This is a genomic window from Solibacillus sp. FSL W8-0372, from assembly GCF_037969735.1.
Classification (GTDB): Bacteria; Bacillota; Bacilli; order Bacillales_A; family Planococcaceae; genus Solibacillus; species Solibacillus faecavium.
This window is the reverse complement of record NZ_CP150204.1, coordinates 636,956-653,922: the sequence shown is the minus strand read 5'-3', so window position 1 is coordinate 653,922 and position 16,967 is coordinate 636,956. Positions and strand designations below refer to the sequence as shown.

11 protein-coding genes are annotated in these 16,967 nt (G+C 36.3%); 5 read left to right on the top strand and 6 right to left on the bottom strand.

Translation table 11 applies throughout. The annotated features are described in order from the left end of the window. Positions 1 to 32 precede the first annotated feature (32 nt). Together brnQ and MKY13_RS03100 are read left to right on the top strand one after the other, a co-directional pair. Complete coding sequence (gene brnQ, locus MKY13_RS03105) at positions 33 to 1,352, top strand: branched-chain amino acid transport system II carrier protein (protein WP_191698695.1); 1,320 nt, start codon at positions 33 to 35, stop codon at positions 1,350 to 1,352. A gap of 140 nt (positions 1,353 to 1,492) precedes the next feature. Beyond that, the gene (locus MKY13_RS03100) at positions 1,493 to 2,860 is read left to right on the top strand and encodes a S41 family peptidase (protein ID WP_339215240.1); all 1,368 of its coding nucleotides are present in this window, start codon (positions 1,493 to 1,495) and stop codon (positions 2,858 to 2,860) included. Between the two features lie 45 nt (positions 2,861 to 2,905). On the opposite strand, the gene MKY13_RS03095 is transcribed toward MKY13_RS03100, so the two are convergent. The 4 genes from MKY13_RS03095 to MKY13_RS03080 all read right to left on the bottom strand — a co-directional run bounded on the left by MKY13_RS03095 (position 2,906) and on the right by MKY13_RS03080 (position 7,576). Then, positions 2,906 to 3,502 (bottom strand): TetR/AcrR family transcriptional regulator, encoded by a 597-nt coding sequence (locus MKY13_RS03095; protein WP_191698697.1) that lies wholly within the window; start codon positions 3,500 to 3,502, stop codon positions 2,906 to 2,908. A gap of 290 nt (positions 3,503 to 3,792) precedes the next feature. Next, positions 3,793 to 5,310, bottom strand: a complete 1,518-nt coding sequence (murJ, locus tag MKY13_RS03090) for a murein biosynthesis integral membrane protein MurJ (RefSeq protein WP_339215238.1) — start codon at positions 5,308 to 5,310, stop codon at positions 3,793 to 3,795. Positions 5,311 to 5,345: 35 nt separating this feature from the next. Next, positions 5,346 to 6,434, bottom strand: a complete 1,089-nt coding sequence (locus MKY13_RS03085; protein WP_339215236.1) for a glycosyltransferase — start codon at positions 6,432 to 6,434, stop codon at positions 5,346 to 5,348. Then, positions 6,431 to 7,576, bottom strand: coding sequence for a polysaccharide pyruvyl transferase family protein (locus MKY13_RS03080; protein ID WP_339215234.1), 1,146 nt, complete (start codon positions 7,574 to 7,576; stop codon positions 6,431 to 6,433). Before MKY13_RS03080 ends, MKY13_RS03085 begins: the two co-directional genes overlap by 4 nt. 332 nt (positions 7,577 to 7,908) lie before the next feature. On the opposite strand from MKY13_RS03080, the gene MKY13_RS03075 reads away from it, so the two are divergent. After that, on the top strand, positions 7,909 to 8,853 hold the full coding sequence (locus MKY13_RS03075) for a nuclease-related domain-containing protein (RefSeq protein ID WP_339215232.1): 945 nt from the start codon (positions 7,909 to 7,911) through the stop codon (positions 8,851 to 8,853). 996 nt (positions 8,854 to 9,849) lie between these two features. Here MKY13_RS03075 and MKY13_RS03070 read toward each other — a convergent pair. Then, positions 9,850 to 12,120, bottom strand: coding sequence for an S-layer homology domain-containing protein (locus tag MKY13_RS03070; protein ID WP_339215230.1), 2,271 nt, complete (start codon positions 12,118 to 12,120; stop codon positions 9,850 to 9,852). 206 nt (positions 12,121 to 12,326) lie between these two features. Then, complete coding sequence (locus MKY13_RS03065) at positions 12,327 to 13,817, bottom strand: O-antigen ligase family protein (RefSeq protein WP_339215228.1); 1,491 nt, start codon at positions 13,815 to 13,817, stop codon at positions 12,327 to 12,329. Between the two features lie 322 nt (positions 13,818 to 14,139). Here MKY13_RS03065 and MKY13_RS03060 point away from each other — a divergent pair, with 322 nt between their 5' ends. Next, positions 14,140 to 14,406 carry a multidrug ABC transporter ATPase gene (locus tag MKY13_RS03060; RefSeq protein WP_191698704.1) on the top strand — a complete coding sequence of 89 codons (267 nt, stop codon included), beginning with the start codon at positions 14,140 to 14,142 and terminating at the stop codon, positions 14,404 to 14,406. A 295-nt stretch (positions 14,407 to 14,701) separates the two neighbouring features. After that, positions 14,702 to 16,714, top strand: coding sequence for an S-layer homology domain-containing protein (locus MKY13_RS03055; RefSeq protein ID WP_339215226.1), 2,013 nt, complete (start codon positions 14,702 to 14,704; stop codon positions 16,712 to 16,714). Positions 16,715 to 16,967 lie beyond the last annotated feature (253 nt).

Here is a 16,967-nt window from a genome sequence, read left to right as displayed (position 1 = left end):
TGTATTTTCAAATTAAAAGGAGTTCAGTCAACATGAGTAACAAGACAAGTTTTATTCGTGATAATATCGCGGTAGGTTTTATGTTATTTGCGCTTTTCCTAGGTGCAGGTAATATCATATTCCCGCCCCAATTAGGTCAAATGGCAGGGGAAAATATACTAATATCTATGATTGGATTTTTAATAACAGGAGTAGGGCTACCTCTTTTAGGTATAATTGCCGTTGCAAAAAATGGCGGTGATTTGGAAGTATTAGCAGGTCGTATTAATCCATATTTCGGAATCATCTTTACTTCTATTATTTATTTATCTATTGGACCATTCTTTGCGATTCCGCGAACAGGTGCCGTATCATATTCAATCGGGGTTGCACCGTTTTTATCTGATACAATGCAGGAAAGCTGGGTCCCATTATTTATTACAACTATCTTATTTTTCGGATTAACATTCTACTTAGCATACAATCCGACAAAAATAGTCGATCGTGTAGGGAAAATTTTAACACCGGCTCTTTTAATCGTTATTTGTTTCCTTGCGATTAAAGCGATTATTACTCCAATGGGTGAGATTGGTGAGTCACAAGGCGCATATATAAATAATGCTTTCGGTGAATCATTCATACAAGGCTATTTAACGATGGATGTACTTGCCTCATTAGTATTTGGTATTGTAATCATTCAATCTTTAGTAGCTCGAGGAGTAACTGAAAAAGCACAACAAATTAAAATCACTGTCTTTGCAGGCATTGTCGCTGCACTTGGGTTAGCCTTTGTATATGTATCATTAGGATATATCGGAGTGACGAGTACTTCAGCTATTGGCTTCCATAAAGATGGCGGAACTATTATCTCATTAGCTGCACAACAACTTTACGGTCAAGCAGGTAATATTATTTTATCGGCAGTCATCATTTTAGCGTGTTTAACAACATCAGTTGGTTTGTTATCGGCAAATGCGACTTTCTTCCATAAAATTTTCCCTAAAGTTTCTTATCAAGTGTATTTAGTTATTTTTGCGCTATTCAGTTTCGGTGTTTCAAACTTTGGCCTAGAAGATTTAATTAACTTATCATTACCAGTATTAGTAGCGATTTATCCGTTTGCCATTGTGCTTATGTTATTCGCACTATTCGGTAACTTATTTAACCATGCACCAAGCGTTTATGGCATGGCATTAATATTTACAGGAATTGTTGCGATTTATGATGGCATAAAACAAGCTGGTTTTGAAATTGAAGCCTATGATAATTTCCTATCAATATTCCCATTATACGAGCAAGGTATCGCATGGGTTGTCCCAGCATTGGTCGGCGGGGTTATCGGCTACATTATGTACTTAGTAAAACGAAAATAAGTGTGATGATAAAGAGGGTACGTTAAAAGAGGAAACTTTTAATGTACCCTCTTTAACTATGGCGTATAATAGAAATAACAATAATATGGAAGTTATTCTATTCCCATTATTCCACAAAAATAAATTAATGAGGTGGACTCATGATAAAAAAGCATTTGTCAGCACTGCTATTTTTCATTTTGTGCTTAACAATTCCATTTACTGTGCTTTCTGCTCCTCTGGAGGAAGCAAAGCAAATCGTGAAGGAAAACTATGTCGGCACAATCAATGGTGATATCAACCGCGCAACAAGTATCGAGCAACTAATGAATATGCTCGACCCATATTCAACCTACTTTACCATAGAGGAATTTGAAGAATTCATTAATGGCGTTGAGCTTACTTCAGTCGGAATAGGCGTAGTCATTGAAAAAGTAGAAAAAGGTATTTTAATTACCGAGGTTATTGAGGGAGGCAGTGCAAAAAGTGCTGGCTTAAAAGTAGGTGACATTATTACTGAAGTCGATGGCGTGTCTACTCCCCCCCTTACAATCGATCAAGCCTCTTCCCGTATTAAAGGAGCGGAAAAAACTACAGTCTCTTTAACGTTATTACGTGAAGATGGTACCACTTTAAAAAAGAATTTAACACGTAAAGCTTTTTCAATGCCAAATGTAGAGACGAAGATTTTATATGGAAACACCGGCTATATTTCCTTAAACTCATTTTCAAATGATACTGCCAGCTTAGTAACAAAAGCGATTCGTGATTTGAAAAATAAAGGAGCCAAAACGTTTATATTTGATTTACAAAATAATGGTGGGGGTTATGTGACCGCAGCAGAGCAGCTCATTGGAATGTTCCCCAATGCTATCTATGCTTACAAAATTACCGAAGCTACCGGAACTTCCAATGTCCGTTCTATTAAACAGTCCAGTACATTCCCACCTGATACGAAGTTACTCATAAATAAATTTAGTGCCAGCTCATCGGAAATGACAGCAGCCGCACTTTTGGATCAAAAGTCCGCAATATTATATGGGCAAACAACGTATGGAAAAGGCTCAATGCAGGGGTTTTATGAACTTGAAGATGGCAGCTTCCTAAAATTAACGGTTGGCCATTTCTACGGTCCAAATGGTACGAAAATTAACGAGGTTGGAGTAAAACCGAATATACAAACTGTGAGTAATCCACTCTTCAAAGCTCATTACGATACAATTGCATCTAACTTAAACAATTATAAAGAAATAACATCCTTAAAAAACGTACCATTAAATAAAACATTTAAAATCAACTTTTCTGATAATCTTGCTAAATCAATTGATACGACATCAATAGACTTAGTTGAACTTGGCGGGAACATTGTTGAAACATCCTATAAAGTATCAGGGCGACAGCTTCTAGTCACACCCAAAAATGAGTTAACAGCCGGAAAAGAGTATACCTTAATTATTCATCCAAAAGTTAAAGGAGAAAAAGGCAATAAATTAAAAACAGGTATTTACTTGCATGTTACAACAAAATAAAAGAAAAGAGACGATTCGAATTTAGTTACGAATCGTCTCTTATATTTATTGATGAACTAAGCTTTTCTCATTTGAAAAATAAATCATACTAATATCTTGGGCTAATTGCTCTGGATTTGTTTTATTCGTTAATAAGTTTGTTAGTGTTAAACGTTCCATCGACCCGATCAAACTTTCTGCTAGAACTGTCGCATTAACCTGTTTCGCTACTGAATACTCATTTAAATTATTGTTAATGACATTTTCTAATTTCGAAACAAGCATTTGCTTTACAGCCGTAGATTGCTCTGCATCATAAAATCCGATTTTCGTTAAGTTAGGATTTTTCATGAAATAGTCAAACATCTTTTTTAAATTTTTTTGAATAATGTCTGTTGCATAGTTTTCATTAGTTACATCATTTGATGCGTCGGAAAATAGTTCAACTAATTCATTTTGGAACTGTTCATTTAAATCATTAAATAATGTTTCTTTACTTTGGAAATATAAATAAAATGTAGGCTGCGTTAAATTTGCTGCTTTTACTATGTCACTTATTTTCGTTTGATGATAACCGTATGTAGAAAATAACTCAATTGCCTTTTCTAGTAATAGCTTTTTGCTTTTTTCACCGCTTGAATTTACACGACGTCCTCTTGCCATACCTCTCCACCCTTATCTCTATTTTAGATGATTAGTACATCATATAATTAATTCCAATTATTCCAAATACAATTATATATTAATTTTTTCTTAAAATAAAGGTATCTGTCATAAATATAAGATATCATTGCATATTATGCAGTCTATTAACATTACTTTTGAATATTTTAATTGTTAGCAATCCGTAAATTGTCCTGCAAAGTAAAAAGTTTGGCTTTATAAAGGACTTATTTCGCCATTAAATTCCTTTACCGACAAAAAAGCGCATCCTCATTCGGATACGCCTTTCTTTATTTTTTCCTGGAAATTTTCGCTTTTACTTTCTCTGCAATTTGCTGAAGCTCCTGTATTTTGAAGACAAAAAGTATTATGAAATAACTAATTGAAGCAATTACAAATGTGAGTATAATATGCATCCACTTTTGATCAATTACAATCCATTCGGCAATCGCCCAGTTAACCGCAATAAACACTAATCCAATTGCTGCCAGTTTTATGAACTGACCAATATTCTTGTTTACAAGCTTTAATTGGTACTTACTATGTAAAACAATAATAAGTAGCAGGAAGTTCACGATTGCACTGACTAATGTACCTAGTGCTACTGCATTTGCACCTAAAGCATCAATCGTAGCTAATACAACTGCGATATTCACACCGAATACTGTTAAAATACTAAAGATCATCGGTAGTACAGAGTTACCCTTTGCATAATAGAAACGTGTAATATACGTATTCGCGGCCAGGAAGAACATCGTTGTACTGAATACTTGCAGTAATGGTGCTGTAATTGCTGTAGATTCAGATCCGAATTTATTATATTCAAATACTATCCGGATAATTCCCTCTGCCTGGAAGTAGAAGAACACGGAAACAGGTAGAACAAGTATGTATAGTAAGCGCATTCCACGAACGTAAAGTGCTTTTACAGACTCTGTATCCCCTTCTCCCTCTTTTCTACTGAGTAACGGGAAAATTACCGTCGTTACAGCGGTCATTAAGATTGCCTGTGGGAACTGTGACATTTTGGTTGCATAGTTCATTGCAGACCGAACCCCTTCTTCAAGCATTGCTGAAAAGAAACTCTGGATTAGTATATAAACCTGGGCTGTGGCACCACCAAGTAAAATAGGTAATGCTACTTTCCATAGCATTTTTTGATCTTCTGCCCCTTTTAAGCTCGGCTTAAATGACATTTCCTTCACATTGCGTACACCATATACTAAGAACAGGAACATACAAACGGCACCAACCAATGCACCGATACCCATTCCAATTGGTCCCATCATAATAGATAATACAACCGATACGATTAAAAATGAGCCATTATATATAAGTACAGAAAATGCCGATAAATGGTAGCGGCCCTGTACATTTAAAATACCACTCATCCAAGTCGATAACACGAGCATAATCGTTGATGGCATCATCCAAAAGTACAGAGAGCGCAGTATTTCATATTCTGCTTCGTCTTTCACATGGAAAAACTGCATTAATATCGGATCTGCCAAAACCAAAAACAAAATGACAACAAGCGTAATGGTAATGAGTATCGTTGTAAATGTACGACGAATATATTCCGTAATACTTGACGTAGTTTTATGGTAAACCGATATAAATGCAGTCGTAAACGCCCCGCCAATTACTAAATACAAAAAGTTAGGGATCGTATAAGCATTAACAATACTATCCGAATATAGCGTTGTTCCGAATGCGGTTGCGATATATGTCTCCCGGGCAAAGCCAACTAACCTAGCTATTATATTAATAACAGCTACTGCCCCTATTATTTTTAAAATTCCTTTCAACGCTTATCACAATCCTTTATTTAATTACAGTTACTTTATTTGGCATGTGTTGTGTAGAGCTCTTTTAGACGAGTAATAATTTCTTTAGCATCATGAAGTTCAAGCAGTTCGTTCACTCGTGATTCATTTACTTGCATACCTTCTTTTACTGCATTTTCAAGTGCGAGCTGTAGCAGAATCTCATCTTTAGGTGGGACTAATACGCCAGCACCATCTGCCAACATGTAATGCAAGCCTCCGACATCAGATGCAATTACAGGTGTCCCACTGCTCATCGCCTCTAACGCTACTAATCCAAGCCCCTCAATATAGGAAGGAAGGACAAAAACGTCCGCTGCCTGGAAATACCGGGCTAATTCATGCTGTGGCATTGGCTCAATAAAATGAATGTCGGCATTACCTTGTGCAAGTTCCTTCACTTTACTTGTAAAATTCGCATCCTTTGTCGATCCTACACAGTAAAGCGCTGATTGGCCAGGTGCGCTTTCAGTAACTTTATTGAAGGCTTGTATAAGTTCTGCGACACCTTTTTCTCGAATAATATTGCCCACAAACAGAAAGTTCGTTTTTTCCGGATTCAATCCGAGCTGTACAGCAGTCTGTTTTTTATCTTCTGTTTTTTTGAAAACATTACGGTCAATACCCATACTCATAACCGTAATTTTATCGTTAGGGACATTGAAGCTCTTTTCAATTGTTGCCGCAAGCTCTTCCCCAACCGCAATGACATGGTCAGCCGATTGCAGAATTTTCTCAGTAAACTGGCGAATTTGCCCACCCTTTTTGGCCATTTTATTAATATCTCCGCCATGAGCTGTTACGATATAAGGAATATTGTAGCGTTTTTTTAAATAATAGCTAAACAGTCCGCTCGGAAAGACATAGTGACTATGTGTGAGCGAAATTTCTCGCTTATTAGCGCGGAAAGTACGCATAACATTTCGCGCCCATTTCGCATATTTAAACAATACATTTTTCTTTCCTGTTGCCGGATTCGTATTAACAGCTAGTAATGTTTCGATACCTTCTTGTTCAAGTTGCTCAACCTGATTTTTCACAAAAATGCCGTAAGCTAAATGCTCCTTTGATGGATACATATTGCTAATGACTAAAACTTTTTTCATGATCTTTTAGCACCTTCTTTTAAAAGCCGCTCTCCTAATGCTGATTTTTCTTTAAATGATGCATTTGTACGAGTAGCTAATTTTTGTGCACCGTTCCAATCTAAAGCCATATCGTTAAAAAGCATTGCAAATTTATCGTCTGATTTATGAAGTTCTTCGATTGGTAAAGAATAATTTCCTAGCCCTGCCATTTGTAAAAAGTCATTTACTTTCACATGGTATGATACACCAATAATCGGCGTTTTTGCATCTGTTGCTAAAATCAGTGAGTGCAGTCGTGTACCGATTAATACATCGAATGTAGCTGTAAGATCTAAAATGCGTTGGGGCGGTAAATTTTCATCAATGATTTTTGTGTTTTGTGCATGCTTCATTTTAGCCTGAATATCTTTAGTTACGTCAGCATCTTGTGGATATTTCGTTGCAAAAAACGTAACTTCAACTTGCTGCTCTTCAATTAAACGGTCTAGGTTTTTCGCCATGCCATCAATATAGTTTTCGTATTTTTTCTCATCGCCTGTTGGCCAGTACGAAGCATTATAATAAGGTACCGCTGTCACACCTACTGATTTTGGTTTTTCACTATAATTTGAACGTTCTACTTCTAAACTAAATGCCGGGTCCCCAATTACAGGCACATCCCGTTTTACCCCGATGGATTTTAAAAGTGTTTGCGATTGCGGGTCGCGCACAGAAATATTTTGGGCATGCTTTGCCATGTAGCGTATAAACCATTTCCCCAAACCAGTATTAAGTGGACCAGCTCCACAGCCATATACAACATAAGGTACATTGTTATTATGGGCCATCATCGCATATGAGCCGTATAATGGGGCTTCACGTTTATAAAGATCCATTAAAATACCACCGCCGCCAATAACGACGAAATCGAGATTTTTTACCACTTTAGAATTCTCTTTATATGTTTTAGCGAACGTTTTTACCGCATTTCCATTTTTGTAATATAACGGAGCACTTTGGACACTATAACGTTCTGCTGTTTGTTTCGGATTATTGCTAAACACCGTTATATTTTGTGTATCTATTTGAAATACCTTTTGCAGTTGGCGAATGATACTTAATAAAATCGCCTCATCCCCATTGTTATCATTTCCGTAATTTCCGACAATTCCAATTTTCATCTATACAATCATCCTTTGAATCAAGCATTTATGTATGCCTGGTTTATTTCATTTTCATTTGAAAAAAGGGGGTGCAAAACTAACTTAGGAACCCCCTTCCACTTAATAAATTATATTTTAAGTATAGCATAATGTTCGTTTGAAACGATATTCCCGAAAGTGAGATTACTTTATTCAATACGAAAAAATGTGTTTTTTCATTTAAATGACGGTTTGTATTTAGTATTGGTTGCGACCTGGTGATTTCAGTCGTTTTTTCTTGGAAAATAGTCTATTTAACCCTATTTGCAGGAAAGTTAATTTTGATATAAATTGCAGTTAGGGGTGAGAAATTGCATAAATCAGAAAACTACTATTATATGGAGGCTCTTGTTTCTAGGTTATTAGCAGATGATGTAGATTTCATTAAAGTACAGGAGAAGTATTATCGAATTCTAGCTGGCATATCAGGAGAAGAAAAATTACATCGTGTATTAGCAGATTATCATTTTAAAGATGATGCAACAATTCTTTATAATTTTGAATGTGTAAATGAGAAGGGTTTTTCCCATGAAATTGATGCCATTGTTTTAACGACTAGATTTCTCCTCATTATCGAGGTAAAACAAATATCAGGTACATTATTTTATAAACCACTTTTCCATGAATTTGCCCGACTAACTGAGGAGGGTGTCTTAGAAAATTTTCCGAATCCGTTTGACCAAGCTTTTCGTCATCAGCTCTTTCTCTCTCATCAGCTTTCAAAATGGTCGATTCAGTTACCCGTTTTATATATTGTTGTTAATGCTAATATTCGAACAAAATTAGACCAATCCTTAAATAACTCGCCCATCATTCATTTAAGTGGAATGCCTCTGTTTCTAGAAAAATTATATGCAAATCATCATGAAACATCGGTAGATTTAGAGCATTTAAAAAATAAATTAAAGTCTTTATCTTGCCGGCTTCCCCCTAAGATGAAAGTGGAGAGTCATCGTTTACGTAAAGGAGTACTTTGCGTAAAATGCCAATTTCAAAATGTCATGTATTATCACTTTGGGTTGTGGATTTGCTCACAATGCGGCGAAAAGAATAAGGATGCAATATATCTGGCATTGCATCAATACCGGATTTTAATTAACGATCGTATTACAAATCGGGAATTAAGAGATTTTGTAGGGATTGAAAGCAAAGCTGTCGCTTCCAAACTTCTTAAAAGATTGAAGTTAAAGCAATTAGGTAGTGGACGAGGTGTTTATTACTTGATCCCTGATGATATTTTAGAGCGTAGGATTTGATGAGGTAGTAATGAAGATATTTATTTTTTTGCAGGGGTTTTTACCTAGAATTTTGCTTTCTTCGTATCGGGTTCTACTTTTCAGCTCATGCTTTCTACTTTTTATCAGCGAGGTTCTACTTCCGGCGTACTAGGATCTACTTTTGCCAAGGGACGTTCTACTTTTTAAACGGCATTTGCTAATACTCTCGCCGGCCTCTACTTTTCAGCTGATACTTTCTATTTTTTACTGAAAAGGTTCTACTTCCGGTGTACATGGTTCTACTTTCGTCACGGAGCGTTCTACTTTTTAAACGGCATTTGCTAATACTCTCGCTGGGTTCTACTTTTCAGCTGATACTTTCTACTTTTTACTGAAAAGGTTCTACTTCCGGTGTACATGGTTCTACTTTCGCCACGGAGCGTTCTACTTTTTAAACGGCATTTGCTAATACTCTCGCTGGGTTCTAATTTTCAGCTGATACTTTCTACTTTTTACTGAAAAGGTTCTACTTCCGGTGTACATGGTTCTACTTTCGCCACGGAGCGTTCTACTTTTTAAACGGCATTTGCTAATACTCTCGCTGGGTTCTACTTTTCAGCTGATACTTTCTACTTTTTACTGAAAAGGTTCTACTTCCGGTGTACATGGTTCTACTTTCGCCACGGAGCGTTCTACTTTTTAAACGGCATTTGCTAATACTCTCGCCGGCCTCTACTTTTTAGCTGATACTTTCTACTTTTTACTGAAAAAGTTCTACTTCCGGTGTGCTAGGATCTACTTTTGCCAAGGGACATTCTACTTTTCAAACGACATTCCCAAATACTTACAACCTGTTCAAATTAACTTAATTTTGCCCACCTTATTTATTAATATAAATCTCCATTCAATATTCCTTCGCTTTAACTTCATTTCACTTGTTCCTCCCTCTCTCCCCACTCTCCTCTGTTTCCCCCAAAAAAAGCCTTTGTAAAAGCTGCGATTCCTCGCTGCAGCTTTACAAAGGCTCTCGAATATTTATTGCTGTGTGATTGTGCGGTATAAGAATAAACTGAAGTGCATACGTGATACTTCTACACCCGGTTTGAATGTATTGTCTTCATAACCCGTTGTAATCTCATTTGCCGCTAACGTATGAATATAATCATACGCCCAATGCTTTGTGCTTACATCTTTGAATTTGGCAGCAGTTGTACCTGTTAAGCCATATGCTTCAACAAGAATTTTTGACATTTGTGCACGAGTCAAAGGTTTACCTGGCTCGAACTTGCCATCACCTGTACCACTCATAATACCTGCTTGGACAATAGCAGCAACTGCACCATAATATGTGTTGTTCGTTGATAAATCGCTAAATCCAGGGTTCGCAACATCTTTTGTTGATAAACCTAAGGCACGCGTTAACAGAACAGCCGCCTGACCACGATTTAAAGCTAATTCCGGTTTAAATGTTCCATCCGGATAACCACTGATTAATTTATTTTCAACTAAATATGATATTTCAGTTTTATATCGATTGTTTACTGAAATATCTTTAAACAATGCCTTTTCTGCTGCCTTTACAACGATTTCTTTAGAAACGGATTTCGTTCCTAATGTTGCCGTTACACGGGCAGTACCTTCTTTACCATTTGATTTGAATACGCCCGAACTAAATACTGAACCAATATCTCCATCTATTGACCATTGAATTTGTGAATCATTATAAATTAACGGTTCATTATTTGCCCCAGTAACATTTGCTTTTAACTGAATTGATGCATTTGGTGCAACCGGTCCTGTTATACCTGAAATGGAAAGTCCGGCTGGTGCATCCACTACATTAAAGCTAATCGATTGAACAGCACCTTGATTCGATACAGTTAATCGTTCAGATCCTGGAGAAACTGCTGTATAGCTTAAGCCATTTACTGAAACTGTATTATTTTGTGGCGTAATCGTAAAATCACTTGCATTCATCGGTAGTGGATTGTAATACTCATCCAACACATAATTTGGTGTAAGTTTTACTGTTGCTCCCACTAATAATGTGCCAACTTTATCACGAGTTACTTGGATATGTTTTGGAGCATTTGTTGTTGGTGCTGTACTAATCGCTTCAATGATTGCAGAAACGCGACGTTGTGTGCCTCCAGACGGTGTATTCGCTAATACTACTGTATTACTTCCATATTTACGTATACCCATCGTTGTTGAGCCACCACCATCTAAATTGATGGCACGATCAAATCCAAGACTTACTAAATAATCTGCAAACTGCGTTAATGTCATCCCAGCACTTGAACTAACACGTCCATCTACTGTAATTAAGTGTACCTTCTTCTTGTCTTTACTAATTGCAATCGCTGTACGTGGCGCAGTTTCTCTTGCACGTGAACTTGATTCATTCATTGTTACATTTTTCTTGCCGTCTAGTACTAGTAATGGACCACTCGCCATCATAAACTGAGCATCCATCCAGCGGTTATCGATTGAGAAATTTACTGAAATTTCATCACCAATCTTAATACCTCTGTATTTATCGCCCCAATTCGAGCCATTAAATGAAAGTACAAAACCGTTACGGGGAATTTTTGCCTTCGCTTCATCATCATAGCCGCGAATTGCTGTTACTTTCCCAGTTAACGTTTGACCAAACTTCGTTGCACCAATTGTATTGCCTGTTTCCACAATAAATTCCATTCCTTTACCACCATTTGGTGTCATGGAACTATGGTTTTGTGGTGTATAAATAACCGCTTCATTATCTCCGCGTTTAACGTTCAGACCATTTACTTCATTTGTCTCACCATTGTATGTAACGTTAATTTTGCTGTTGTAGTATGCAATTTCACCATTACCATCCTTCGTAATACCGAAAGCAATCGGCTGACTTACATAATTGGAGCTTGAGCTAGATATAACGCTTGGTGTTACGATTGTGTTATATTGAGAAATCAAATATAAAGGATAGCCATCACCCATATTATAGAAGTTGGAATTGATAGCACCAACTACTCTGTTCCCTTCCTTTGAACGATTATTCGCATGTTGCGTTGTCGTCATCAGAGTATTAATAGGGTTTGGTAAACCTAAACCAATTTTAGTAAAAGAATTAGCTAAATCTACTTCTAAGTGATTTACTATATTCGTTTTTGATCCTTTATGTGTATAGTTTGAATATTTTACCCCTGGCGATAGCGGATACGAGTCATTTGTCGATTGTGCTGCGCTAGCAAATTGTGGTGTACTGAAAATTAATGCAAACACCATTAACATTGCTAAAATTAAGGATTTTTTTGTTTTCATAATATGTGCTTCCTGTGTAATTTGAAGCAAGTCACCTTCCTCTCTTTTTACCTATATCTTACCTTAACAAATTTTTGCCAAAGAAACTATTAATCTTTTGTTACATTTTACAAAAAATCATACTTTTCAACATAAAATTACATGTTTTAAGAAAAATTAGTAGAAATCAAAAAAGAACTACCTTACAAGAGGTAGTTCCATTCATATTATTCTGCTTTTTGTTTTTCATAATCGCAAAGTTTGAGCATTGGGTACATCGTGCGCATGCTTGCAAATATACCAAAGAGAATAAAGTAAAAGAGCACATATACTTTTAATTCCCAAATATTATAGAAGAAACCTGCTACACCTGTTGCAAACCATAGCCCAAATAAATATTGACCGAACACCGTTTTACGTTCCTTCCAGTACATCCATACCATTGCCAGTAGGAAGCCTGCAAATAGAAGCACACCTACCGCGCCAGTTTCTGCAATAACTTGGATGTATTGGTTATCAGAGTAGAAGTTCTTGCCGCCATAAATATCTGAACGAATTCCGTATTCTTCATATATTGGTGAATCATACGATAACGTTGCAGAGCCACCGAATGTACCAAAGCCCGCACCTGTAATAGGGTAATCTTTTAATACTTCAATTCCCTTTTTAATATAGAACATTCGACCGCTTTCCTGCATTAACTCCAGTGTGTCATCTGAAAACGTTTCAGTGAAGCGGTTACTGATTCCGCCTGAAATTTCATCTGGTGCTACTGTGTTTTCTACACCTAAGTTCTGTAAAAATGTAACGCCCCAGTTGACTGGTAAATAAATTAATACAATGGATACGATCAACGTAACGCCTATCTTCTTCAATAACTGCCAATTGCGTGCAATTAACATAAAGAAAAGGACGAATACGAACGCTGCGATCCAAGTACCACGAGATAATGTCAGTAATAGCATACCAAAGAATGCCACTTGCGCGATACGTAGACTCCATTTAAATTCAGTATCTTTATATACCCAACGCAGGAAAAATACCGCGCTGATTGCAAAGAACATGACTAAAGCCAATGAGTTTGGATTGTTAAGCATTCCATATATACGCACAAAGTTAGTAGATGAAAGGATCTTTTGAGTCCAAACTTCTGGCATTAATAATTGGCGCATCGATAATTTTTCGACGATACCTTGCACAAAAATGATGGCACCTGAAAATACAGTCACCCAAGCAAGTTTTACAAGGAAATTTTTCGGCAATTCACTTCGGCTAATAATATAATACAACAAATACATTACGCCGAATGTACGTAATTGGAACACAATCGCTCCAAGTGATACACCGTTTTTATAACCGATAACCGCCCCAAAAATTAAAAAGGCAAAAAAGAAATATTCAAATGGTTTAAAGTGGAACCATGTTTTAAATTTCTTTGTATTCAACAGGAACATTCGTAACAATACTACAATCGTTATTAAATCTCCTATTAGTTTAAGTCCAGGGTTTAGTTCAATAAAAAGTGTACGGAAAATTACGTACGGTACTAAGATCACTAAACTTTGAAATGGCTTGAAAAATGCAAATAGTACAAAGAATATAGCAGTACTGATTTGTGCTATAGCTGGTGGTAGCAGTGTTGCCGCACAAAGTACAATCATTGCTCCCAAGATTTCGAGCCACTCATTTTTATTCATTTTGACAGAAATGTCCTTCATAGATGTCCCAAACCCTTTCTTATATGTAGTTCCCTATTTAGATGAGTTTTGCTCATGTGGATTAAGACGAACTTAAGTATAATATGGTTACAATTATAATACAATGTTCATACAAAACACATATTAATATTATAGGAATGCCGTTTTAAAAGAATAAAGTTTAATAGAAGCTTGCTGATATATTCGGTATTTTTGTGAAGGCGCCACCACGAGGAGCTTGCGCTATTGTTAAACTAAGTTATTTACCAAATTTCTGAGCAATATTCATATTTGCTCATTATCTCCATAAGATGTATATAACACTAGTTTGGAGGTCATAGCATTGCAAAATAATAACCGCAAAAAAAATACTGAAGCAATTCCGGAGAACTCACCAGTCCTTCAGGCAGCTTCACTTGAGGTTATAGCAGGTTTATTAGCTACGCTTTCTGAAGGGATTTCTACGTTTGCGACTGCACTTGCTATACAAGAAGCACAGCAACTGACAATTAATAATACGAACAATAACGTGGATATAAAAGGTATTCAAGAACAGCTAAATTATTTAACTAAAGAAGTAAAAAAAATTTCCAAGGCTTTAAATATATAAAGTTTCTTGTTTCATATGTAAGTCACCAGTTATTTGAATCGTATCCTCCACACTTTGTCTCCAAATCTCCCATTTACTTCTACACACCTTTTATTGTTAAGCTTAATCTCCTTCATTTACCAAGTAGGTTTAGCATATAGCTTCATATTGTTAAATCTACTTCAGTTTTCTCTATCACACTTCCGTAAAACCATTTTTTTACAATTATATTACAAACGAATAAAGAATTACTATTTTTCTATTATTCACTCTCATAAATTGTTAAAATAACCAATAGGGAAAGGAGCGTGAATATGTGTTTAAAAAAATAATTGGACTAGCACTCGCTTTTGTCGTAGCTTTGTCTTTTACAACACAGTCAACATCTCATGCAAATGATATAAAAGGCCATCAAATGGTGAATGAATTAACATATTGGTCAAATCTAGGTGTTATACGACCTGACAGTAAAGGTAACTATAACCCGAACCGCGCTGTTACGCGTGGCGAATTCGCTTCATATATAACGCGTGCACTTCAGTTACCAGCTTCTTCTACATATACTTTTAAAGATTTAAAAGCTGGCAATGAACTTACACTTGATATTCAGGCTGCTGCGGGGGCAAATATTTTAAGTGGTTATCCGGATGGCACATTCCGTCCAAATGAAAAGATTACACGTCAGCATATGGCAGGCTTTTTACAAAAAGCGCTGCGCTATTCTAACGTGCCGCTTGATGGACAACCTTTAACGTTTAAAGACAATAACAAAATCAGCGACCAATTTAAGCCTGCTGTCGCTACAAATGTTTATTACAATATTATCCGTGGATCACATACAAACAAAGGTGTGTTTTTTGACCCACAAGGAAATGCAACAATCGGTCATGCTGCTGCTTTTTTATTCCGAATGAACAGCACTATTCAAAATTTTGCTGTAAAAGAGGATGACAATAATTCAGGTCCAGTTGTAACACCACCTGCTCCAAATCCTAATGTTTATTATGTAGGTAAAATTTCAAAGGGTGTCATTGATAAAAATCCTCCTGTTTACTTTAACTATGAGCAAGCAGAAGCAGCATTAAATAGTTCTGGTTCAAACCTTATATTAAAAGGCGACAAAATTATTAAAATGTCTGCAGGTATTGCTTCTGCAACTGCAACTACAGTAACGGTTTATTCAGACCAAAAATTTACGAAGTCATTATCATATGCTACGAAAGGGTCTCAATTTAAATATTTTGGAAGCAATGATCAATATGCAATCGTTCAATTAGCTGATACAAAAGGCTATGTGAAAATCGATGAAGTAGCATTAACACCGACAAGCTTAATTAAAGGACAAGATTTCTATTTTGTTGAAGGCGGTTACTTAACACATCGTACGTATAATCATAGTTCACAAAAATATAATTGGGATTATGTTATTAGTGAAGCACCTGCGTTTATGCAGCGTGGCGCACAATATTACAGCCAAGATGGTGTAAACTTCTATTCAGATGTATTCTTAACGAAAAAAATAGGGACACATTATCCTTACTTCCAATTCCAATCTATTCGTCAGCCTTCCAACTATACTGCTGAAGAGTTAGATAATATGATTATGACATTATTACTGGAACGTCAGGCAATTCCAACTTCTCCTCAATACGCCAAAGCACCGATTGAATCTCGTTTAATCGGTATGGGTAAATTGTTGAAACAGGTAGAAGCACAATATAATGTTAATGCTTTATTTATTTTAGCGGCATCAATGCACGAAGGTGATTACGGGGTAAGTAAAAATGCCTTAACGAAAAATAACATTTTCGGTATAAAAGTTTTTGATACTGATCCTACATTAGGTGAAACTTATGCATCACGTGATGATAGTGTAATGGCCTTTATTAATCGCTATGTGAACTTAAATTATGCACCACAGTCAGGCGGCTATGCAAAAGGAGCAGCACCTGGTAATAAAACGTCGGGTATGAATGTTCACTACGCATCTGATCCTTTCTGGGGCAGTAAAATTGCCGGTCATATGTACCGTATGGACAACCGATTCGGCAAAAAGGATTACAAACAAGCTAAATTAGCATTTGTGTCATATGAAAACGGTCATTTAGTAAACGTCCGTACAGAACCATCAACAAATTCACCAGTTCACTTCACTTATAAAGCAAAATATGTAGGGGAAACAGGCGTGTTTGGTTACCCAGTTGCAATCGTCGAAGAAGCGAAGGGTACAGACGGCTATGTATGGTACAAGATTCTTTCTGATAATAACCCGCCTGCTAAACACGGTTGGGTACGCTCCGATTTAGTTCAGCTTATTCCAGAAAATTAACTTAAAAATCCAGCACTTCGGTTTTAATCGGGGTGCTGGTTTTTTTGTATATAAACTGATATTCGCCACTTCACAACCTTTAATAGACAAAAATTAAAAGATAATCGCCATTTACCTTCACTTAATATCCACTTTCAAATACATATTAGACATTTTCAGGGAAATATTCGCCACTTTTATTTTATAATGTCCACTTACCAAATTTAATCGCCACTTCAACATAAAAAATCCAAGCTCCTCCCCTTATTAAAGA